13 protein-coding genes are annotated in these 22,055 nt (G+C 65.5%); 2 read left to right on the top strand and 11 right to left on the bottom strand.

The window, feature by feature from the left end; all coding sequences use genetic code 11:
- Positions 1–30: 30 nt before the first annotated feature.
- Positions 31–912, top strand: a complete 882-nt coding sequence (locus H8F01_RS01360; RefSeq protein ID WP_187057314.1) for a LysR family transcriptional regulator — start codon at positions 31–33, stop codon at positions 910–912.
- Here the strand turns inward: H8F01_RS01360 and H8F01_RS01355 are convergent.
- From H8F01_RS01355 to H8F01_RS01305, 11 genes are all read right to left on the bottom strand, one after another.
- Entirely contained in the window at positions 860–2,068 is a 1,209-nt protein-coding gene (locus tag H8F01_RS01355; protein WP_187057313.1) for an amidohydrolase family protein, read from the bottom strand. The genes H8F01_RS01360 and H8F01_RS01355 overlap by 53 nt on opposite strands.
- 246 nt (positions 2,069–2,314) lie before the next feature.
- Positions 2,315–3,280 (bottom strand): sensor histidine kinase, encoded by a 966-nt coding sequence (locus H8F01_RS01350; protein WP_222615709.1) that lies wholly within the window; start codon positions 3,278–3,280, stop codon positions 2,315–2,317.
- A gap of 1 nt (position 3,281) precedes the next feature.
- Complete coding sequence (locus H8F01_RS01345) at positions 3,282–3,971, bottom strand: response regulator (protein WP_187057311.1); 690 nt, start codon at positions 3,969–3,971, stop codon at positions 3,282–3,284.
- Between the two features lie 33 nt (positions 3,972–4,004).
- On the bottom strand, positions 4,005–4,526 hold the full coding sequence (locus tag H8F01_RS01340; protein WP_187057310.1) for a Spy/CpxP family protein refolding chaperone: 522 nt from the start codon (positions 4,524–4,526) through the stop codon (positions 4,005–4,007).
- A gap of 232 nt (positions 4,527–4,758) precedes the next feature.
- Positions 4,759–5,751, bottom strand: a complete 993-nt coding sequence (locus H8F01_RS01335; RefSeq protein WP_187057309.1) for a pepsin/retropepsin-like aspartic protease family protein — start codon at positions 5,749–5,751, stop codon at positions 4,759–4,761.
- A 110-nt stretch (positions 5,752–5,861) separates the two neighbouring features.
- Positions 5,862–6,998, bottom strand: coding sequence for a cysteine desulfurase family protein (locus H8F01_RS01330; RefSeq protein ID WP_187057308.1), 1,137 nt, complete (start codon positions 6,996–6,998; stop codon positions 5,862–5,864).
- A gap of 15 nt (positions 6,999–7,013) precedes the next feature.
- Entirely contained in the window at positions 7,014–8,264 is a 1,251-nt protein-coding gene (locus tag H8F01_RS01325; RefSeq protein ID WP_187057307.1) for an MFS transporter, read from the bottom strand.
- Complete coding sequence (locus tag H8F01_RS01320; protein ID WP_187057306.1) at positions 8,261–8,500, bottom strand: hypothetical protein; 240 nt, start codon at positions 8,498–8,500, stop codon at positions 8,261–8,263. The genes H8F01_RS01325 and H8F01_RS01320 overlap by 4 nt, the downstream gene beginning before the upstream one ends.
- A 261-nt stretch (positions 8,501–8,761) precedes the next feature.
- The gene (locus tag H8F01_RS01315) at positions 8,762–18,130 is read right to left on the bottom strand and encodes an autotransporter-associated beta strand repeat-containing protein (RefSeq protein ID WP_187057305.1); all 9,369 of its coding nucleotides are present in this window, start codon (positions 18,128–18,130) and stop codon (positions 8,762–8,764) included.
- 67 nt (positions 18,131–18,197) lie between these two features.
- Complete coding sequence (locus H8F01_RS01310; RefSeq protein WP_187057304.1) at positions 18,198–19,010, bottom strand: sulfotransferase family protein; 813 nt, start codon at positions 19,008–19,010, stop codon at positions 18,198–18,200.
- Positions 19,011–19,271: 261 nt separating this feature from the next.
- Positions 19,272–21,383, bottom strand: coding sequence for a TonB-dependent siderophore receptor (locus tag H8F01_RS01305; RefSeq protein ID WP_187057303.1), 2,112 nt, complete (start codon positions 21,381–21,383; stop codon positions 19,272–19,274).
- A gap of 245 nt (positions 21,384–21,628) precedes the next feature.
- Between H8F01_RS01305 and H8F01_RS01300 the strand changes: the two genes are divergently transcribed.
- A complete protein-coding gene (locus tag H8F01_RS01300; protein ID WP_187057302.1) occupies positions 21,629–22,054 on the top strand; it encodes a heavy metal-responsive transcriptional regulator in 426 nt (141 codons plus the stop codon).
- Position 22,055: the final 1 nt, after the last annotated feature.

The raw sequence follows: 22,055 nt of genomic DNA, 5'->3' as shown, positions 1-22,055 counted from the left end.
GGCTTTGTCATTTAGAAGCCAAATATTCAAATGGCTACCAGTGCAAACCCAAATAGGGCGCTGTTTGACCTGGACCTGTTGCGCGCCATCGTTACGGTGGCCGACTGCGGCAGCTTCACCACCGCGTCCGCACGCCTTCATTCCACTCAGTCGACGGTGAGCCAGAAGATCCGTCGCCTGGAAGAGAAGGCTGGTCATCAGCTGCTGGTGCGCGGCAATCGCGACGTGCGCCCCACCGACCAGGGCGAGAAACTGCTGGCCTATGCGCGACGCATGCTGTCGCTCAACGACGGGATGCTCGACGCACTGGCCGGCACGGCCGTGGCTGTGACTGTGCGTCTGGGCGTGCCGGAGGATTTCGTGGTCGGGCGGACGCCGCAGCTGCTCGCCGCGTTCAACCGCAAGCATCCGGACGTAAAGCTGGAAGTGACCACCGGGCTGAGCCGGGATCTCGCCCACGGCTACGATCACGGCGAGCTCGACCTGGTCATCGTCAAGCAGCGTCGACATGCACGCGAAGCGGTGGCGCGCTGGCGCGAGAAGCTGGTGTGGATCGACAGCGCGAAGAACCCGGCCGTGAGCCAGGATCCGCTGCCGCTGGTGGCCTTCCCGCCGCGCGGCCTCTATCGCGAGGAGATGGTCAAGGCGGTGGAGGGGCAGGGCAGAAGCTGGCGCATCAGTTTCACCAGTTCAAGCCTGTTCGGGGTGCAGTCCGCCGTGGCCGGTGGCCTCGGCGTGAGCCTGATTCCTGCGCGCGCCGTCACCAGCGAGCATGTCGTGCTGACGCGCAGGCAGGGGCTTCCGGCCATCGAAACGATGGACATCGCCCTGCTGCATCGACCCACGGCCGATCCGGTGGTCAAAGAGCTGGCGGGCGAACTCGGGCGGATGCTGGAACGCTATCGCGGCTAGGCCACTCACCTCGACGCACCACGATACGTTCACCCGGCACGCCGGCAACCGCCGCCGCGCCGTTGGGTTCGTCCAGCACCACGAACGTGGCCTCGCTGCCGGGCGCCAGGCCGTAGTCCTGTTTGCCGATCACCTGTGCGCTCGCGTGCGTCACCATGTCGAGTGCCACGCGCAGTGCGTCGTCGGTATAGAAGCCCGAGCGGTAGCCGATCAGCATGGCCCGCTGCAGCAGGTCGCCGTTGCCGTAAGGCCACCACGCGTCGCGGATGTTGTCGTTGCCCGCGAAGACATGGACACCCGCAGCGCGAAGCCGCATGACCGGCGGGAAGGGGTGGTCGCCGGGCGCGTTGGTCATGATGGCCACGCCTGCCTCGGCCAGCGTGGCAGCGGCACGATCCACCATTGCAAGCGGCACTTCGCCCAGTGCATAGGCATGACTCACGGCCACGCGACCGCCCAGATCCAGCGCACGCGTGCGCTCAGCAATGGCCATCAGTTGGGCGATGCCTTGTTCGCCGGGCTCATGCAGATGAATGTCGACCTTCGCGCCATGGCGCTCGGCGATGCCGAACACCACGTCAAGGTGCGCCTTCGCATCGCCATCCAGCGTGGTCGGGTCAATGCCGCCGATCACCTGCGCACCGGCGGACATGGCCTCGTTCAGCACGTCCGCCGTGCCGGGGCAGGTGATGATGCCGGCCTGCGGGAACGCCACCAGTTCGATATCGACGATGCCTTGCCAGCGCTTGCGCGCTTCCAGTACCGCATGCAGGTGCGAGAGGCCCGTGGTGGCATCGACATCGACATGGCAGCGCATCGCCGTGGTACCGAACGCGGCCGCCTGGGCAATTAGCGCATCCGCGCGTTCCGTCATCGGGCGTGCCGAGGCAAGCTGGGTCTTCTCGATGGCCAGCCGTTCGCGCAGCGACGTCACGGGTACGTGCGGCTTCCACTGGTCGCCGACGAAGCTCTTGTCGAGATGGATATGGCCGTCGACAAAGCCGGGCAGCACAAGCCGGCCTTCCAGATCAATCCGTTCGCGTGCCAGCGACGCATGACAGGACGGCGCCACCTCGACGAAATGTCCATTGCGAACGGCAAGTGAAATGCGCTGGCCGTGCCTATCCACGGCGTTGTCGAACAGACGATCAAACATGGCATGGTCCGGAGTGGGGCGCGAACCACGCGAAGGACGAAGCCTTGGGGATGTTGGCGTGGCGGGGCGTGAGGGAGGCTGCTTACCCTAGTGCTGGATTCAGTTATTTACCAATGAAATGACATGATCAAATCTATTCGAAATTCGAATAGTGATGCCGCGGCGTGTCACGAACGGAATGCGTTTCTCCCTGCGGACGATATCGCTGTGGGAGCGCACTGCGTGCGCGACGAACTCCCTGTCGGGTCACTGATGCGGGGAGGTCGGTAGGGTCACGCAGAAGCAGTTTCCACTGTCTGGTGCTTCTCGATAGTGCGCCGTACCGCGGTGGCGCTTTGCGATCTGGCTTACCAAGGCAAGCCCAAGGCCTGCGCCGGAATGATGGACGGTATCAGGGCGACGATAGAAAGGTTCAAACAATCGGCCAGACAGGTGCGGTGGGATGATTCGCCCGTGGTCGTGCACCACAATTTCCGCCACGGCGTCATTCTCGGAAATGTTCACTGCAACCGGTGGCGCACCGTAGCGCATCGCGTTATCCAGAAGATTGCGCAACAGTCGACGAAGCAATCGCGCATCGCCGCGTACGACGATGGGGACTCCTTCGACCTGCACATCGTCGTATCGGGCGCATTCCTCCGCCGCCAATCCCAGAAGATCCACTTCTTCATCGATGTCTGCTTCGACGATGGCGTCAAGTCGACTGGCGAGAAGGATCTCGTCAATAAGATGATCAAGCTCGGCAATGTCCTGCTCCAGCCCGCGCTTGCATTCCTGTTCGGCAACATTCGCTATCAGATCGACGGAAAGCCGGATGCGGGTAAGCGGGGTGCGAAGTTCATGGGATGCATTGGCCAGCAGTGTCTTGTGAGCGCCGATCAACTCCTCGATACGGCCGGCGGCACGGTTGAAGCTGATGGCCAGCCTCGCCACCTCGTCATTGCCTTCGACGGTGACGCGGCTGGCAAGGTTACCGGCTCCAAGCAACTCCACTGCCGACTGAAGGCGTTCGAGTCTCCTCGTGAGCCGACGTGTGATCGGGTAAGCCGTGATGCTGACGATGACGGCAACCAACGGCAGCGCCATAAGTGTGCTTACGCGGTGACTGACGGGGCCGCCCCCGTCGAGATGCCATAGCACGAGAAGAATCAAGGCAAAGGCGAGCAGGCTGGCCAGTACGGTGAGATAAAAGCGCAGATACAAGCGAGACATGTCAGTCCTGGGCCTTGGCAAGTACATAGCCGGCACCGCGCACGGTAATCACACGGCGCGGCCTTCTTGGGTTGTCCTCGATGGCGGCGCGGATGCGCGAAATGTGCACGTCGATCGACCGGTCAAAAGCCTCCAGTGGCTCCCCTTTGACAAGGTCGAGCAGCGCCTCGCGCGACAATACCCGCCCGGCATGTTCCGCCAGCGCAGCAAGGAGCGCGAACTGGTACGAGGTTATGGCGCACTCTTTGCCATCAATCAGCACCACGCGTGCGGAGCGATCGATCTCCAGGCGACCGAACGACATCGGAGGCCTGACAGGGCCCACCCGGTTGCGCCGGCGAAGAATCGCCCGAAGCCGGGCCAGTAGTTCACGTGGCTCGAAGGGCTTGGGCAGATAGTCGTCGGCGCCTAGTTCCAGCCCGATGATGCGATCCATGGCATCGCCACGCGCCGTGAGCATGAGGATGGGAAGGTCGTGCTTCGGGCGTGCCTGGCGACAGATGTCCAGGCCATCCATATCCGGCAGCATCAGGTCGAGGACCATGGCGTCGTATGGCGCAGCAGAAAGCCTTTCGAGAGCGAGTGCGCCTTGCGGGGCGATTTCCACGCGAAATCCCGCCTCGACGAGATACCGGGAAAGCATATCGGCGAGGCGGGGGTCGTCTTCTACCAGGAGAATGCGTTCAGCCATGCATGTTGATCAGCCGTTGACTCAAAAGGATGCTCAGCTTTGGTGGTGTGCCATGTGCTCCGCAATGAGCTTGCGTTGCTCTGGCGTGAGTGCTTCCGCTACGTCGATGACAAACTGAGTGGATCGCTTCGACACTTGGGCGGCGGCATCCATCTGCGCCGCGCGAATGACCTCAACGGCGGATCGATCGATCGTTGGCTGGGTGAGAAGAGAAAACATCTTCGCATGGCTGTCGCTCAGCTTTTCCTGCAGTGGAGTGAGATCTGCATTGGCCTTCTGGATGATGGCCGAGAGGCTGGACTTCTGCGCTGCCGAGGGCTCTGCGTTGCCGGGCATATGCTGGAGCATATCGCTTACGTGGGCGACGATGCCGACGGATTCACCGGCCGCGCCCGCGGTAGCGCCGTGTCGCGCCGGATCCAGCGGGGGCTGTGCAAATGCACCGGCGCCGCCGACAGCTGCAAGACAGCCTGTCAGGCAAAGTGCGGCGATGCGCCAGGTGAACCGATAGCGCACCGAAGGACCGGGATTTCGAAAGGACGAGGCAGTGGTCATGTCTGATTCCTATGTCGCTACGGGGATGATTCCCCGAGAGGCATGGTGCCGGCCCGGTGTTGTTGCCGTTTGTAGGGTTTGTAAAGTTGTGTGAAGCGATGGGGCGACCGGTGGCGGGCCTTCGCGCGCCTGCAGGAATGGGGCTCGCTCGATAGCGCAAGTGAACGGAATTCACGCATGCACCCTCATGGAACCGGGCTAGGCGGTCCAGCGCCGAAACGGTGGCTTGCCGCTACCGTGTCGACGAAGCGGCGCTGGCCTGGCAACCCTGCGGGCACGCGACATAGGCCATGCCCTTGGGGTAGTCGATGGTCAGCACGAAGTGCCCCAGTACGTTGCCGCCGATGGCGCCTTCAGGCGTTTTGTCCATGAGTTCGGCCATCATGCCGTGGAAGGCGCTGTCGGGCCGCTCGGTGAACCACACCGGGCCAAGTGACCAGCCGGCGATTTCCAGTGACGGCACTTCGATCATGCGTGGCGAGTACTTGGCGAACAACACGTCGCCGTTCTCCAGCACGCGCCATTCGGGATGCCTTGCATGCCAGCTTTCCAGTTGGCTGTGCGTGATATAGCTGGTGACGCCAAAGCCGTTGACGGTTGGCGTGCCGGTGACCTGCCTGCCTGTGTCGGAAGGGAAGGCGGTGGCGCCGGTATCCAGCAGCATGTCGATCGGCTCGCCATCGACCCGGATCTGCACGCGGGGAAAGGCCTGCACGCGTTTGCCCTGATCGTTATTCTGGAAACCCAGCGCTTCCGCGTGGTCGTCCTTTGCCGGTGTCCAGGCCGTGCCTTGCAGCACCAGTTTTCTTGCGGGATAGTCAAACGTCCATACGCGTCCATCGAGATAGGGCGCTCCGAGGATGCCGTCCGCGGCGCTGATGGGGTGCGGGTCGTCCATGGTCAGCACAGCGTCGCAGGCCCCGTCGTGCGCTGGAATCCCACGGCCGGGTTGATAGGCGGGAAGGGCTGCCGTAGTCAATTTGGGGTTGCCGAGCTTGCAGGGGCTGGCTGGCAGCTTCAGCCGCTGGGCCGTCGGCGTGCCGAGCACATAGAGGCCATCCGCGCCGCCGCCGCCCGTGTCCACCAGCAGCTTGAGCCGTTCTCCGGTGACCGTTTCCGGTGTGGCGAAGAAATGCCCGGCCTCGAAAACGGTGGGAACAACCTGCGCGTGGCTTGCCGCGCTGGTCGTGGCTGCGGCTGCGATCAAACTCCATGCAAGGATCATCAGGGCGCTCCTTCAGTGTCCTTGCCTACGCTGGGTGATGAGCGCCGTGGCGCGCAAGATGCCGGTAGTCATTGCCGGGTTCGCCCGGGACGCGGCTCGGGCGATGTTGCTCAGGCGTGGTGCCGACGAGCGGCTTCGATGGCATGGAACTGTGCCATGACGCTATCGATGTCCGCTTGCGTCGTGCCTCGTCCCAGGCTGAAACGCACGGCACCCATGCCAACGCGTTCACTCACGCCCATGGCGGCAAGCACCGGCGACAGTTCGATCCGGCCGGCGTGGCAGGCGGAACCGGTGGACGCGGCGACTCCTTCGAGTCGGGCGAGCACGTCGGCGCCGATCTGGTCGATGAAGGCGACATTCAGCGTGTTGGGCAGCCGATGCTCGGGGTGGCCGTTGAGCACGATGCGATTGCCATAAAGTGCCTGCAGCGATTGCCAGCAGTGGTCGCGCAGCGCGCGGATGCGTGCAACGGGTTCGGGGTCACCCGCGAGCCGGCAGGCTTCCCCCAGCGCTGCGGCGAGCAGCACGCTTTCCGTGCCGGCGCGGCGGCCTTGTTCGTGTCCGGCGCCGTGGATCAGCGGCTCCAGCGCCGTGCCTCGGCGGACATACAGCGCGCCGATGCCTTTGGGCGCGTACAACTTGTGGCCGGCGATGCTGAGCAGGTCCACGCCGAGGTCATCGACGCGTGCCGCTACCTTGCCCATCGACTGCGCCGCGTCGGTGTGGAAGCGCACGCCATGTTCGCGGGCGATGGCGCCGATGGCATCGATGGGCTGCAGCGTGCCGGTCTCGTTGTTCGCATGCATGATGCTGACCAGCACGGTGCGCGAAGTGATGGCGCGGCGCACCTCGTCCGGATCAACGCGGCCGGTGCCATCCACCGGAAGCACGGTGACCGATGCACCCAGCCGCTGCAGGAAGGCGAGCGGCTTCAGCACGGATGGATGTTCGGTGGCCTGCGTGATGATGTGGTCGCCACGTTCACGCAGTGCGAAGAAGCTGCCCTTCAGCGCCGAGTTGTTCGCCTCGCTGCCACCGCTGGTAAACACGATCTCGTCTGCTTGAGCCCCGAGCAGGTTCGCTACCTGAGCGCGCGCCTGCTCAAGCGCGTCCCTGGCCGGCGTGCTGGCCCAGTGCCCGCTCGACGGGTTGCCGAATGCATGGTGGAGCAGCGGTTCCATGACGGCCTGCACGGCCGGGTCGATGGGCGTGCTGGCGTTGTAGTCGAGGTAGATGGGCATCATGGCCGGCTTTGCTCCTCAGGGCGCAACGTGGGGTCGATGCTCGGTCATGACGACGGCGACGACAACACCGGAGATGAAGGTCAGCGCGCCGATGGCAACGATCGCCGAAGCAAGGCCATAGCGATCTGCGATAAGTCCCGCGGAAAGTGCACCTATCGCGTAACCCAGGTCGCGCCAGAAGCGGTACACGCTGAGTGAGCGTGCACGCCACGCAGGTGCGGAGGCATCCGACACGGCGGCGATCAGGCTGGGGTAGACCATCGCCGTGCCTGCGCCCAGCAGGATGCTGGCCACCAGCCACCACGCGAAACGGCCGGTGGCCGCCGTGAGAAAAAGGCCGGCGGCCTGTACCCACATGCCGGCGACGATCAGGCCCTTGCGACCCCAGCGGTCGCTCAGCGGCCCCGTCACTACCTGGCCCATGCCCCACACCACCGGATACACCGCCTTGAGCATGCCGATGCGCTCGACACCCAAGCCCAGCGACGTGAAGAACAAAGGGAAGATGCCCCAGCTCATGCCGTCGTTGAGGTTGTTCACCAGGCCGGCCTGCGAAGCTGCGAACAGGTTGCGCTGGCGGAAGGAGGTGAGGGCGAACACCTCGCGGAAGCCGAGCGTGGCGGTGGCCTGTCCGGCATCGCGCGTTTCGGCGTGCACGTGCTCGCGCGTGTCGCGCACCGCGAGTATCGAAAGGAGGGTGCCGAACACCGCGTAACCGACGCCCAGGTACATCGGCACCGGCCGCAGGCCATAGCGGCTGGCGAGATAACCGGTGAAGAACGCCGTGGCGCCCACGGCGAGATAGCCGGCGAACTCGTTGAGGCCAACGGCGAGCCCGCGACTGCGCGAGCCTGCCAGGTCGATCTTCATGATGACCGTCATTGACCACGCGAAGCCCTGGCTCAGGCCCAGCAGCACATTGGCGGCTACGATCCATCCCCAGGCCGGTGCGGCCATGATCAGGAACGGCACGGGCAGGCCCAGCAACCAGCCGATCACCAGCACGCGTTTGCGTCCCCAGGTATCCGCCAGCTGGCCCGACACCAGATTGGCCAGCGCCTTCACCACGCCGAAGCTGACGATGAACGAGGTGATCAGCGTGGTCGACTGCAGATGGAAAGTTTCCGCGCCGATCAACGGCACCACCGTGCGCTCGATACCCACCATGCCGCCGACAAAGGCGTTGATCAGCACCAGCAGTGCGAACTGCCGCCAGTTTTCACGCAGGCCCAGGGCGATGGTCCGACGGTTGACGGTGGCGGTCACGGCGCGGTCATCCGTGCGCTGCCTTTCGGGCGGGCCACACGGGCGACGATGCCCGCGCCTGTGGTCAGGCCGCAGGTGTTACGCGGGGGCTGATGCGGAAACTGGCGAAATGTCATGGCCTCGCCTTGCTGGATCCGGTCGCTGCTGAGTCGCCTGAAGGATGACATGGTTACGGTGCCGGACGTGCGCCTCGGTGAGGCATTCGCGCCGGGAAAGGCGCCGGACGCGATCAGCATGCCGTCAAACCCGGTGGAGCGTCGACGGGACGAGTTGCCGAAAGACGGCCAGATCGTCGATCACTGTCGCGGGCCGTACTGTGCGTCGTCGTTTGAAGCATGGGCTGCGCGACGCGCGGGGGCTATCGGGAGCGCCACCTTGATGATGGTGCTCCGGAGCGGAAGTCTGCGGGCTCCGATGTAGCCATGCATGCCTGATCTTGCAAAAAAGAAAGGCCGGTCGTTCACACGACCGGCCTTTCTTGTGGCTTGCAACGGGACTCAGAACATCCAGGTCAGGCTCATGCGTGCTGCCTGGTCCGTCACGCCGGTGCCGAACTGGCCGCTATAGGTGGCATCCACGGTCACGCTGGGCGTGACCTGGAAGCTGATGCCACCGCTCAGCGCCGCCGCATTCTTCGCCGCCGGCACGCCATAGACGGAGAACGCATTGCCGCCCGCCACGAAGCGCTCGTTGGCCACCGGCGTCACGTCGCCCGAGGCGTGCTGCCAGCCCATGCTCACGTTGGCATGCAGGCCTCCGCGGTCATCGAGCTGGAAGCTGCCGCGCACACCGAGCGTGCTGACGGTGACGGCACTGTCGTCGCCGGCCACATTCAGCGCGGCGGCCGAACCGTTTTCATGGAAGGCATCGGTGCTGAGGTGGTCGTAGGCCACGTTGACGAACGGCGCCACGGTGGAGCGACCCACGGCGAATTCGTAGCTGGCATCGACGACGGCCTGCGCCGTGTTGGCGTTGTAGCGGCTGTCGGCGCTGCCGTTGAGGTTGCCAAAGTCCAGCGTGCGCGAGGCGTTGACCTTCTGCCAGCCATACACCGCGCCGCCCTGCAGGCGTACGGCGCCGAGCTTCGTGTCGCCGTAGAGACCCGCGTAGGTATCCAGGTGATGCGCGGAGGTGTACGGCGTGGCGCTGCGTGCCGTGCCCTGGCCCGTACCGAGCAGGGTGCCGACGCGACTGTCGCCGGCCACGCCGAGGTCCGCGCCCACCACGAGGCCGCTGCCGTTGCTGTCCAGCTGCGCGGCGGTGTCGTTGCCGTCGTGCGAACCCCAGTGGCCCCATGCGGACGTCCATGCGGACACGCCGGCCTCGTTGCTCGCGCTGTGGCCGTCTGCGCCGCTGGCGACGCCGGACAGATGCGCACCGATGGCGTCGCGCACGTAGCGATCATTCTCCTGGATGGCGGTGCGCGTGCTGGCGTGGATGTCGCCCTGCAATTGTTCGAAGGCCTTGGCTGCCGTGGCACTGTCCAGCGTGACCACCCCGTCATACACGGGCTGGCCCGCACCCAGCGATTCGACCGCTGCCGCCACCGCCTTGGCGTTGCCGGTGCCGGCAACGGTGGGGAAGGCCACGTTGTTGCGAGCCAGCACCAGGCCAATCTGGTTGCTGCCGTACGACAACGTTGGATTGACGAAGGCGAAGTTCGACGTCACCGATGCAAACTGACCGCTGATGCCACCCGTGGAGGTCAGCAGCTCGTAGTTGGTGTTGGCCTTCCAGTCGGAGGAGGGCAGGATCAGCAGCGCGCTGCCTGCCAGCGCCACCGAGCCGTTCACCACCAGACGGCTGCCCGTGCCATCGGCAGACGTGTCGATCATCAGCTGGCCGGTGCTGCCCTGCGTGTAGTTGCCATTGATGGTCAGCGTACCCACCGAACCACCCGGACGCACCACGCCATCGTTCAGCACGTTGCCGTTGATGGTGCCGTGTCCGCGCAGCGTGCCGGCGCTGTCCACGTCGACCTGTCCACCCAGCGTGGCGCCCGGCGTGGCCGCGTCACCGATTTCCAGCGTGCCGGCGGCAACGTGGGTGATGCCGCTGAACGTGCTCTGGCCATTCATGATCAGCGTGCCGCTGCCGGACTTGGTGAAGCCGCCCTGGCCGGAAAGCACGCCGGCATAGATGCCGTCGCTCTCCTGATCGAACTGGAGGTTGCCGTTGTCGACGATGTTGCCCTGCAGGCTGCTCGCATCGCCCTTCAGCATGCCGGCGTTGATCAGCGTGCCGCCGCTGTAGTTGTTGGCGCCGGCCAGAGTGAGGGTGCCGCTGCCGTTCTGCACCAGCGAGCCGCTGCCGGCGATGACAGCGGAGAACGTCGTGTCGTCGCTGCGCGCGAAGATCAGCGTACCGTTGTCGGCCACGTTGCCGGCGATGGCACCGGTGGTGCCACCGTTACCGATCTGCAGTATGGCCCCGTGGGCGATGGTAGTGGCGCCGGCATAGGTATTCGCACCGGTAAGTACCTCGATGCCACTCTGCAGGGTGAGGCCGCCCGCACCGGCGATCACGCCGTTGAAGCTGCCCCCGGCCTGCGTGAGCGTGAGCGACTGCTGGCCCAGTGCGACGTTGCCGTTGCCATCCAGCGAGGTGATGGACGCGCCACTGGACGTGCCCGAGATGTCGAGCGTTGCGCCGCTGGCCACGCTCACACCGGACGAGCCGGCAACACTGCCGCTGCCCGACAGCGCCAGCGTGCCACCGTTGATCGTGGTGGCGCCGGTATAGGCGTTGGCGCCGGTGAGCGTCTCGGTGCCGCCGGCGAGCACCAGCTCACCCGCGCCGGCGATCACACCGCCGAAGCTGCCGCTGGCCTGCGTGAGCGTGAGCGACTGCTGGCCCAGCGCGACATGACCGTTGCCATCCAGCGAGGCAACCGATGCACCTTGTGTGGTGCCCGAGATATCGAAGCTCGCGCCGTTCGCCACGTTCACGCTGGACGAACCGGCGATGCTGCCGTTGCCCGACAGCGCCAGCGTGCCGGCGTTGATCGCCGTGGCGCCGGTATAGGTGTTGATGCCGGTGAGCGTGAGCGTGCCACTGCCGGCCTGCGTCAGCGAGCCGGCGCCGGAAACCACGCCAACGAAGGAGGCTGCGTTGCTGCGGTTGAAGACCAGCGCGCCGTTGTCGGTGACATCACCTGCGACGGAGCCCGTCGCTCCGCCGTTGCCCAGGGTCAGCGTTGCGCCGCTGCCAACGATGGTGTTGCCGGTATACGTGTTGGTGGCGGTGAGGACCGCGCTGCCGTCCTGCACCGAGAGGCCGCCCGTGCCGGTGATCACACCATCGAAGCTGCCACTGGCGTGGGTGATGGTGAGCCGCTGCGTGCCAAGCGTCACGTTGCCGTTGCCCGTCAGCGACGTGACGGACGTGCCGCTGGACGTGCCCGCGATATCGAAGAATGCGCCGCCTGCGACGTTCACGCCGGACGAATCGGCGATGCTGCCCGTGCCCGACAACGCCAGCGTGCCGGCGTTGATCGCTGTGCTTCCGGCATAGGTGTTGGTGCCGCTGAATATCTCGTTGCCACCTTGCAGCGTCAGACCGCCCGCACCACCGACCACGCCACCGAAGCTGCCGTTGGCCTGCGTGAGCGTGAGCGACTGCTGGCCCAGGTTGACGGCGCCGTTGCCACCCAGCGAAGCGACGGATGCGCCACTGGACGTCCCCGAGATATCGAACGTCGCGCCGCTGGCCACGTTCACGCCGCTCGAGCTAGCGATGGAGCCGCTGCCGGAAAGGGCCAGCGTGCCGCCGCTGATCGTGGTGGCGCCGGTATAGGCGTTGGTGCCGGTGAGTGTCTCCGTTCCGCCGGCAAGGTCGACGCCACCGGTGCCGCCGATCACGCCACCGAAGCTGCCGTTGGCGGCACTCAGCGTGAGCGAATGCTGGCCAAGCTTGACGCTGCCGTTGCCATCCAGCGACACGATGGACGCACCGCTGCTGGTGCCGGCGATATCGAAGCTGCCGCCGCCGGCGATGCTCACGTCCGACGACGTTGCGATGCTGCCGCTGCCGGACAAGGCCAGCGTGCCGGCACCGATGGTGGTGGCGCCGGTGTAGATGTTGGTGTTGGTGAGCAGCAGCGTGCCGGTACCGCTCTTGCTGAGGGTGCCGTTGCCGCTGATCACGCCGTTGGCGGTCAGGTCGGCATCGGTCTGCAACGTGCCATTGCCGCTCAGGTCGATGCTGCGGGCCGTGGTAAACGCGGCGGTGTTTTCCAGCGTGCCACCCTGCAGCGAGAGGCCACCCGATGCGTCGCCCAGATTGGCATCGCTGGATACCGACAGCGTGCCGCCGGTGATGGTGGTGCCGCCGGTATAGGTGTTGACGCCATTGAGCACCAGCGTGCCCAGGTCGCTCTTGGTGAGGCCGTCACTGCCAGCCAGCACGTTGTCGATGGTGGCTGTCATCGCGGAGCCGGCGCTGGAGCCATCGCCCACGCGGATCACTGGTGGGCTGCCGTTGCTGCCCACCAGCGTCAGCGTGTCGCCGTTCAAATGGTATCCGTCCACGGCGAACTGCATGCCCGTGGCGCTGACGCCGCCGTTGACGCTGTCCACCGTCACCGTGCCCGATGTGCCGCCGAAGATGGCGAAGCCCGGCTGCGGCGTCATGGCCGCGTTCGGCATGCTGGCGGTGGCGTCGGTCCAGTTCGCCGACGAGTTGGACCACACACCGCTGCCGCCACCCATCTGCGTGGCCGTGGCCTGGCCATTGGCATTCCAGAAGTCGAGCGTGAACCCCGTGGTGTCGATCAGGTTGATCTGCTTCTGGCCCGTAAGGAACTGCAGCGTGAGCGATTGGCCTGCCGGCGTGCTGCCAACGGCCAGCCCGCCGCCGGTGAGCGAGAGCGTGCCGCTGTAGCTGAAGAGGTTGTACAGGCCCGCACCCATGCCGCCGGCATCGGAGATATTCAGCGTCGCACCATTCAACGTGAGGTTGCCGCCCACCACGATGCTGTCGCCGGTGCCCGCGGTCTGCATGCTGGCACCCGGCGCACCGAAGGCGTAGTTCAGCACGCTGCCCCGGGCTGCGGTGAAGTTGCCATTGACCGTGAGCGTGCCGATGGAGTCGCCAGGTTCGACCGCGGCGCCGGAGGCCACGTCGACATTGCCGCCGATGGTGCCGTGGCCGCGCAACGTGGCGCCCGCATCAACCGCGATATTGCCGCCCAGTGCCGCACCGTTGCCGGCGACGCTGCCCACCACCAGCGTGCCCGAAGCCACGTCGGTACTGCCGGCAAAGCCGCTGCTGTTGCCGTCCAGCGTCAGCGTGCCGGTGCCGGCCTGCGTGAGCGTGCCGGTTCCGGAGATCGCTCCCGCGTAGGTATATGCATCGCTGCGGTTCACCGTCAGCGCGCCGTTGTCCGCGATGTCGCCGGCGACTGCGCCGGTGGTGCCGCCGTTGCCGATCTGCAGCGTCGCGCCGCTGGCGATGGTGGTGGCGCCCGTGTAGGTGTTGTCGCCAGTGAGGACTTCACTGCCATGCTGCACGGTGAAGCCCGCGCTGCCATCGATCACGCCGCTGAAGCTGCCGGCCGCCTGGGTCAGCACCAGCGCATTCGTGCCCAGGTGCACCTGGCCAGCACCGGCCAGCGAAAGGATGGACCTGCCAACGCCAGTACCCGCGCCGGAAATATCGAAGGTGCCCAGGCTGGCGACATTGACGCCGGAAGATGTGCCGATCGAACCACCCACGCCCAAGGCGAGCGTGCCGCCGTTGATGATCGTGGCACCGGCATACATGTTGGGGCCGGTGAGGGTTTCCGTGCCGCCCTGCAGGATCAGGTTGCCGGTGCCGGCAATCACGCCGGCGAAATTGCCGCTGGCGTTGCTCAACGTGAGCGCCTTCGAGCCGAGATTGATAATGCCACCGCCGTCGAGCGACTCGATCGATGCACCGCCCGCGGTGCCAGAGATGTCGAACGTCCCGCCGCTGACGACGTTCACGTCGGACGACTGGGCAATATTGCCCGTGCCCGAGAGGGCGAGCGTGCCGCCGCTGACCGACGTTGCACCGGCGTATGTGTTCACGCCGGTCAGGGTGAGCGTGCCGCTGCCGGCCTTCGTCAGCGCACCGTTGCCGGATACCACGCCGCCAAAGGTGGATGAGCCAGCGGGATTGAAGGCGAGGGTGCCCTGGTTCACCACGTTGCCGGAAATCGTGGCGTTCGATGATCCGTTGCCCAGGGTCAGCCTGGCGCCGGAGTTGATGGTCGTCGTGCCCGTATAGGTGTTGACGCCGATGAACGTTTCGCTGCCGTTCTGTACAGTCACGCCGCCCGTGCCGCCGATGGTGCCGCCGAAGCTGCCCTGGGCGGCAGTCAGCGTGAGCAAATTGGCACCGAGACTGACGCTGCTACCAGCGACGCCGTCGAGTGACGTGATCGACGCGCCTGTCGACGCATTGGAGATGTCGAAACTGGCACCGATGGCCACGTTGACGTCCGATGAGTTGGCGATGCTGCCAGTACCGGACAGCGCCAGCGTGCCGGCGCTGATGGTGGTAGCGCCGACATAGGTGCTGCTGCCAGTCAGCGTCAACGTGCCTGAGCCCAGCTTTGCCAGCGTGCCGGTGCCGGAGACGATGCCGGCATAACTCAGGCTGTTGCTGCCGTTGAAGCTCAGCCCGGTATTGTCGACCACGTTGCTGGCGAGCGTTCCTGTGGTGCCACCGTTGCCGACTTGCAAGGTGCCGGTGTTGAGCGTGGTGCTGTTCGCAGTCAGGGTGCCCGTGAGCAGCGTGTTGCCCGCTGCATCGAGCGTGACGTTGCCGCCGGTTACGCTGCCGGAGACCGTCAAGGCGTTGCTGCCCACGTTCAGGCCGACGTTGCCGGTACCCACGTTCACGTTGCCCGACACGTTCAACGCCCCGCTGTTGACCAGCGACAGGCTGCCTGCCGTGAAGTTGCCCAATGCGCTGATGCTGTTCAGTGCGCTGGTCAACGTGGCCGCGCCGCTCACGTTGCCGGTGAGCGTCGCGGTGGAAATCTTGCCTGTGCCTGCTTCCGTGAGGGCGCCCGTGCTGCTCAGCGCCACGCTGCTGGTGCCTGTGATGTTGCCAATGCCCAGGTCAGTGCTGTTGCTCAGGGCCACGCTGCTGCCCGAGGCCGAGACCAGACCGGTGAAAAGATTGCCCGAGTTCGTCAGCGTGATGGCGTTGCTGTTCGCGTTGAGCGAGACGGCGCCGGCGCCCGCTGCCTGCGAAATGGCGCCCGATTGCGTCATGCTGCCCGCGCTGGCCAGTGACAGGCTGCCACTGCCAGTGGCGACATTGCCGAGCAACAGCGCCTGGCTGTTGGTCAGGGCGACGTTGTTGGCGCCGCTGTTGCTCAACGACACGGTGCCGGCAAGCGCATTGCCCAGGTTCGTCAGCGTGATCGCATGGTTGCCGGCATTGAACGTCGAGGTTCCGGTGGCCGAAAAGCTGCTCGCCTGAGTGATGGCACCATTGCTGGTGGTGATGGCCAGCGAACCAAGGCTGGACACGGCACCCGATGCGGAGAAGCTGCCGCTATTCGTGGAGAGGCCGTTCACCGACACATAGTTGTCGAAAGAAAGGCTGCCCGCGGTGGATACGGACAGGGCATAGTTGCCCGTCGTGCCGAGGCCAAAAGTGATGTTGCCACCGCCGCTGCTCACGAGCGTTTCGTTGCCGGTGAGCTGCACTTCACCCGTATAGGTCTGTGCCCCGGTCGTATTGACGCTACCTGACAGCTTGGTCGTGCCGAAGCCGCTGCTGACCAGGCTGGTGAGCGCCGTCGTGCCGCCGACAGCCCCATTGAAGCTGGCGATGCCCGAGGTATCCACGATCAAGGCATGAGCGCCGTCCACGGTCGAGGCAAGCGTGATCGCCCCCGAGCCGGTGCTGGTCAAGGTGACGTTGTTGCTGAGCGTCGCCGCATCGTAGCTCTGCGTGCCGCTCGTCGTGACGTTGCCGCCCAACGAAACCTGGCCACCGGTGACATTCAGCGAGCCGAGTGCCGTCGTGGCGCCTACCGCGTTGCTTAGCCATACGGTGGGTGCGTTGAGCGCGAGGCTGTTTGCGCCGCTCGTCGTCGAGTCGATCGCGGTGTTGAAGGTGATGGTGCCGGCGCTGATGAGCGTGGCAGCGCCGCCCAGGGCAACGTTGTTGACGCTGTAGGTCTGGTTGCCGCTGCCCGTACTGACATTCCCCGCCAGCGTTAGCGTGCCGGGGCCGACGGCAGTGAGGTTGCCCGACGTGCCCAAGACTGCTCCAGACAGCGTGAGATTGGCGCCGGCATCCACCGCCAGCGTGCCGCCGTTGACGCCGATCGTCGTTGCCTGGCTCTGGGTGTAGGCGCCGCTCACTGCCTCCAGCGTGCCGCCGTTGAGGGTGACCGTGCTGCCCGCGCCCAGGTTGCTGCCGTTCAGCACGGCCAGCGTACCGCCCGTGACGGTCACCGCGCTGTTGGCCGCGAGTGACGCACTGCTCTGCAATGCCAGCGTGCCTTGCGTGACGTTCCAGTTGGTAGCCGTCGACGCCGCACCGGTGAGGGTCCAGGTGCTCGTGCCGGTTTTCGCGAAGTAGGTAAAACCGCCGTATTGCGTCGTCCCGGAGTAGGACGTAGGCGCCGTGGCAACGATGGACGACACATTGAAGGTGGAGGCCGTGTTGCCACCCAGCGCGAGCGTGTCACCACCGCTGCTGACGACGTTGCCGACGAACGAAAAGCCGCTCTGCAGCGTCAGCGTGTTGTTGCCGCCAGAGAGGTACACCGCATTGGCGCGCTGCGGCGATGTGCTACCGGAAAGGCCACCACTGATGGTGCCACTCGTGGTGATGCTGTCGTTGCCGGAGCCTGTGACGCCATAGCCACCCAGGCCGCTGCCGCCGTTTTTGCCAGCTGTGGCGTAGCCTGCGCCACCGTTGCCGCCGGTGATGGACCCGGTATTGACCAGCGTGGCCTGCGTGTTCATCAGCACGCCCGCGCCACCGCCGCCACCACCGCCGCCGCCGCCAGCAGCGCTGGCACCGCCAGCGCCGCCCTGGCCACCGTTGATCGCTCCCTGATTGATAAGGGTGGAGGACGTTCCCGCATACGCACCTGCGCCGCCGCCGCCACCACCGCCGCCGCCGCCCGTGCCGTAGGTGCCCGTGACGGCCTTGCCACCGTTGCCGCCCGCGCCGCCACTCACAGTGTCGGTGCCGTTGACGGTGCTGGAGGTGCCCGCAGCGATATCCAGGCCCAGACCACCGCCGCCGCCGCCACCGCCGCCGCCGCCGGCTCCGCTGACATAACCGGTAGAGCCCATGCCGCCGCCGCCGCCGCCGCCCGCGCCATGGGTGCTGAGTCCGCCACCGGCACCGCCGCCGCCGCCCGCTACGGTCGTTCCCGAGCCGGCGGACGGCGTTCTGGAGGAGTAGCCCGCGCCACCCATGCCGCCGCCGCGGGTCGCACTTCCGGGCAGACCGCCCGTCGCGATGAGGGGGCCGAAGTTGTAAGTACCGCCCTGGCCGCCGCTGCTGCCGACACCGCCGCCGCTCTTGCCGTTGTATGAGCCCTGGGTGGCGTAGTTGTAGATCCCGCCGGAGCCACCGTTGTTAGCGCCGGTCAGGCCGCCTGCGCCGCCCGTGCCAGCCGTGTTCGAACCAGTGCCGCCAGGGCCGCCGGTCGCTCCGCAGATCGTGCAGGTTGCGGCCCATGTGGGCGGTGCCCAGACCGTCACGGCAAGCGCCGTGAGGCACGCCATCACCAGCGGATGCCGACGCAGCACGGATTCACCGCTGTTCGTGGCATCACCGCCGCGCACCGGGCGCGCGAGTTCGGAAGCCACCTGCATCACGCGCAACGAACGATTCCAGACGAGCCGATAGATCCGGTTCATGAAAACTGCCCCTGTAGAGAATGTGCAAAAGCAAGGGCCGCCAAACGGCGGCCCTGCGAGTTGTTGGTCAGACGATGCGCACGCCGCGCGGATTCAGGCCCGGATCGCGCCAGAAGGCGTCGTTCTCGAAGCGGCGGAACAGATCCGGCGGGAGAATGCTTTCGCGTTCGCGCGCTTCGACTTTCGGGCGCACCGCATGCAGGCCCGGCGTGCCGGCCTTGGTGTCGAAGGCGGTGGCGTCGTACTCCACCTGATCGACGTTGTGCGGGTAAGTCGGCTCGCCGATGAAATCGTAGATGGCAGCCAGGGCCTTGGCCGGCTGGCTCACCAGGGTTTCGTACTGCACCAGCATCAGGCGGTTGGCGTGCTCGCCGTAGAACGCTTCTTTCAGTGCGTCGTACGCAAAGCCGAGCAAGCCATCGGAACCGGCGATGCCATTGGCGCGCGTGTAGACGGTGCCGCCGGGGCTGTAATTGAAAATGGCGGAGGGCTGGAACGCGTTCTGGCGGATCAGGCGCTCGACGCTGTCCACGATCCACGGCACGTGACGCACGCAGGCGATCACCTTGCTCTGGGGAAACAGCGTGGCGAGGGCAGGCATGCGCACGCACCAGCCACGATTGGTGTCGAACACCACGTCCGCGGATGCGTCGGCGTAGAAATTCTCGAACAGGCCGCGCAGCACGCGCTGGCGCTTGCCCTCGTCGATGAACATCGAGAACTCGTTGCGCTCGCTCATGTCACCCAGCAGCGAGGTGAACAGGCCGGCCAGCGGGCCGCTCATGTCAGCATGGAAGCGAGGATTCTGGCGAAGCAGTGCGGCCAGCAGCGTGGAACCCGACCGTGGCAGGCCGGAAATGAAATGGATGCGTTGGAACATGGGCCCCTTCCCATGAGATCGCCGGGCGGACGGTCCTGTCGCCAAGCGTGAACTGGTTCACATTATCAAAGTTGGTGGTGCTTGGACATCCCACGGATGGCGGGGTGAGCTCTGGCGACTGTCTTGTTGACGTTGGGCGCGCTGATGCGCAATGCGCGCAGGGGAGTCTTTGAGCGTTGGCGTTAGCTGCTGCCATGTTCCATAACGAACAACGCCGGCATGCGCCGGCGTTGTGTCCATCCCGATGAAGCGGATAGATGCTTACCAGCGATAACGCGCCGACACGGTGATCTCGCGTGGATAGCCGTAGTAGCACCAGATGGCGCTGTTGCAGGCCGAGACGTACTCGCGGTCAAACAGATTTGCCGCGGTCACCTGGAAGCGCCAGTTCTGCACGTCGTAGTGCGCGTTGGCGTCGAACAGGGTGTAGCCGCCGGTGCGGAACTGGTTGTACGCATCGCCGTAGTGTTCGCCGATGAAGCGCACGCCGCCGCCAAAGCCGAGGCCCGCCAGCACGCCTTCGTGAACGCTGTAGTCGGCCGATACCGATGCCTGCTGCTTGGGCACCAGCGCTACCTGCTTGCCCAGCGTAGCGTCGTTGGCATGGGTGACCTTGGCATCGGTATAGGCATACGCCGCCGTCATGCTCAGGTGATCGGTCACTGCCACATTCGCTTCCAGCTCCGCGCCACGTGTGCGCGTCTGGCCCTGCTGCAGCGAGAAGAACAGGTGGTCGGGGTCGACGGTGAGCGCGTTCTTCTGCGTCAGCTGGTACACCGCGCCGGTGATCAGCGTGCGGCCATCGGGTGTCTGGTACTTCAGGCCGCCTTCGAACTGATCGCCGGTGATGGGCTTGTACGCGCTGCCGTCGAACGTGGTGCCCACCGTGGTCTTGAACGAGTGCGAGTACGCAACGTACGGCACCAGCCCGATGTCGGTGGTGTAGTTCACGCCCAGGCGGCCGGAGAACGCGTTGTCGTTCTGCTTGTCGCGCGTGTTGGCGATCAGGTCGCGCACGTCGTTGCTCACCCAGTCTTCGCGACCGCTGGCGGTGATGCCCCACTTGCCGATGGTGATCTGGTCCTGCACGTAGGCACCCAGCTGCTCCAGCAGGCTGTTGGTGTGATACGTGTACGGCGCGGCCGGAATCGGCTGGCCGTAGACGGGATCAAAGATGTCGATGGACGGTGCGGAGCCGAAGCCCGACTTGTAGTCGTTGTGGCTGTGCAGGTAATCCACGCCCATCAGCACGTTGTGCTGCACGTTGCCCTGGTCGAATTTTGCCTCGACCTGGTTGTCCACCGCGAACACGTTGGCGTGGTCCACCAGCGGGTAGTTGTAGCGGTTGAGCGTGCGCAGATCGTCCTGCAGGCCCAGGCTGCCGATGGAGCGGTGATCCACCTTTTCATTCTGCAGGCGCAGGTCCTGACGGAACGACCAGATGTCGTTGAAGCGGTGGGTGAAGGCGTAACCGATCGACTCGTCGGTTTTCCAGTAATGGTCGTAGCCCGGCTCGCCTGGATTCACGTCACGCGGAATCTGCCCGTTTGGGTTCGGATACAGCGTGCCCTGCGAGGGCAGGAAGCCACCCACGCCATCGGAGAGCGTGCGCTGGTAGCGCGGCAGCAGGGTGAAGGAGGTGTTGTCGTCCGGCTGCCAGGTCAGGCTGGGCGCGAAGTAATAACGATCATCCTTCGAATGCTTGATGTTCGAATCGCCCTGACGGGCCAGCGCCACCAGGCGCCACAGCCAGTGGCCGTCGTTGTCGAGCTGGCCGCCGGTGTCGCCGGACAGCTGCTTCTGGCCGAAGCTGCCGATGGTGGCGGTGATTTCGTGTGGTGCGTCCAGGCTGGGGCGCTTGGTGGTCATGTCGATCATGCCGCCCGGCGGCTGCTGGCCGTACATCGCCGACGACGGGCCCTTGTTCACTTCCACGCGCTCCAGCCCATACGGCTCGATGCGCGAGTCGGCCGTCCAGTCGCCGCTGGGCAGGGCCAGGCCATCAAGGAACTTGGCGGGGTCGTAACCGCGCACCAGGATCCAGTCGCTGCGCGGGTCGGCGCCGTAGCTGCCGCCCACTGCGCCGGCCATATAGCGCACGGCTTCGTCCAGACCCTGCACGCCATACAACTGCATGCGGTCGGGCGTGATCGTGCTGACCGACTGCGGAATCGCCACGACAGGGGTTTCCGTCTTGGTCGTGGAATAGACGACGTTGACCGCATCGAGGGCGACGGGCTTCTTGTCGTCCTTCTGCGTGGTTTTGCCGGAAGAGGGCGACGTGGCCTCGGTCTGGTCGTCGGCGTGGGCCGGTACGGCCAGTGCAAGCGTGATCGCTACCAGAAGCGCACTTCTGGTGAAGGGGACGGGCATGGACGGTGATTCCCGAGGCAGCTTGGCCGTGGCACCGGCGGTGGCGCACAGCTCGTTGATTTATGTATAACGGATGATAATGATTCGTATTTGTAAATCAACCGTAAAGATCAGGCCGCGGCGTATTTGTATCGGGGGCGATACGTCGCACGGGCATGGGCTCTTGAGCGGTGAGCGGTGGAAGAGGGCGATGAGTGGTCGGAGGGGTTGACTCTAGACCTTGATCAAAGGTCTAGACTTGCTCCATGACTACTCCCACCTCATCCATGACCATCGGGGCCGTCGCCAGGCGCGTCGGCGTGGCAATCGACACCATCCGCTATTACGAGCGCGAAGGGCTGTTGCCGGAACCGCTGCGGCGGGCTTCCGGTTACCGCAGTTACGACGAAGGCGCGGTGCGGCAGTTGCGCTTCATTCGTCGCGCCAAGGATCTTGGCTTCACGCTGGAAGAAATCCGCGACCTGCTGACCCTGTCCGCCGACCGGCATCGCGGGGTCAAGGCGGTGAAGCAGCGCGCGGAAGAGCGCCTTGCCGCCATCGACGAACGCATCGCGGAACTCACCCGCGTGCGCAACGGCCTGGAACAACTCATCGACGCTTGTCCGGGGCATGGCGCGCCGGACCAGTGCCCGATCCTGAAAGCGCTGACCGACACGGAGGACGATGCATGAG

This window comes from Dyella telluris, from assembly GCF_014297575.1.
Classification (GTDB): domain Bacteria; phylum Pseudomonadota; class Gammaproteobacteria; order Xanthomonadales; family Rhodanobacteraceae; genus Dyella; species Dyella telluris.
Note: the sequence above shows the minus strand (reverse complement) of the source record. Positions and strands in the feature narration are given on the sequence as shown.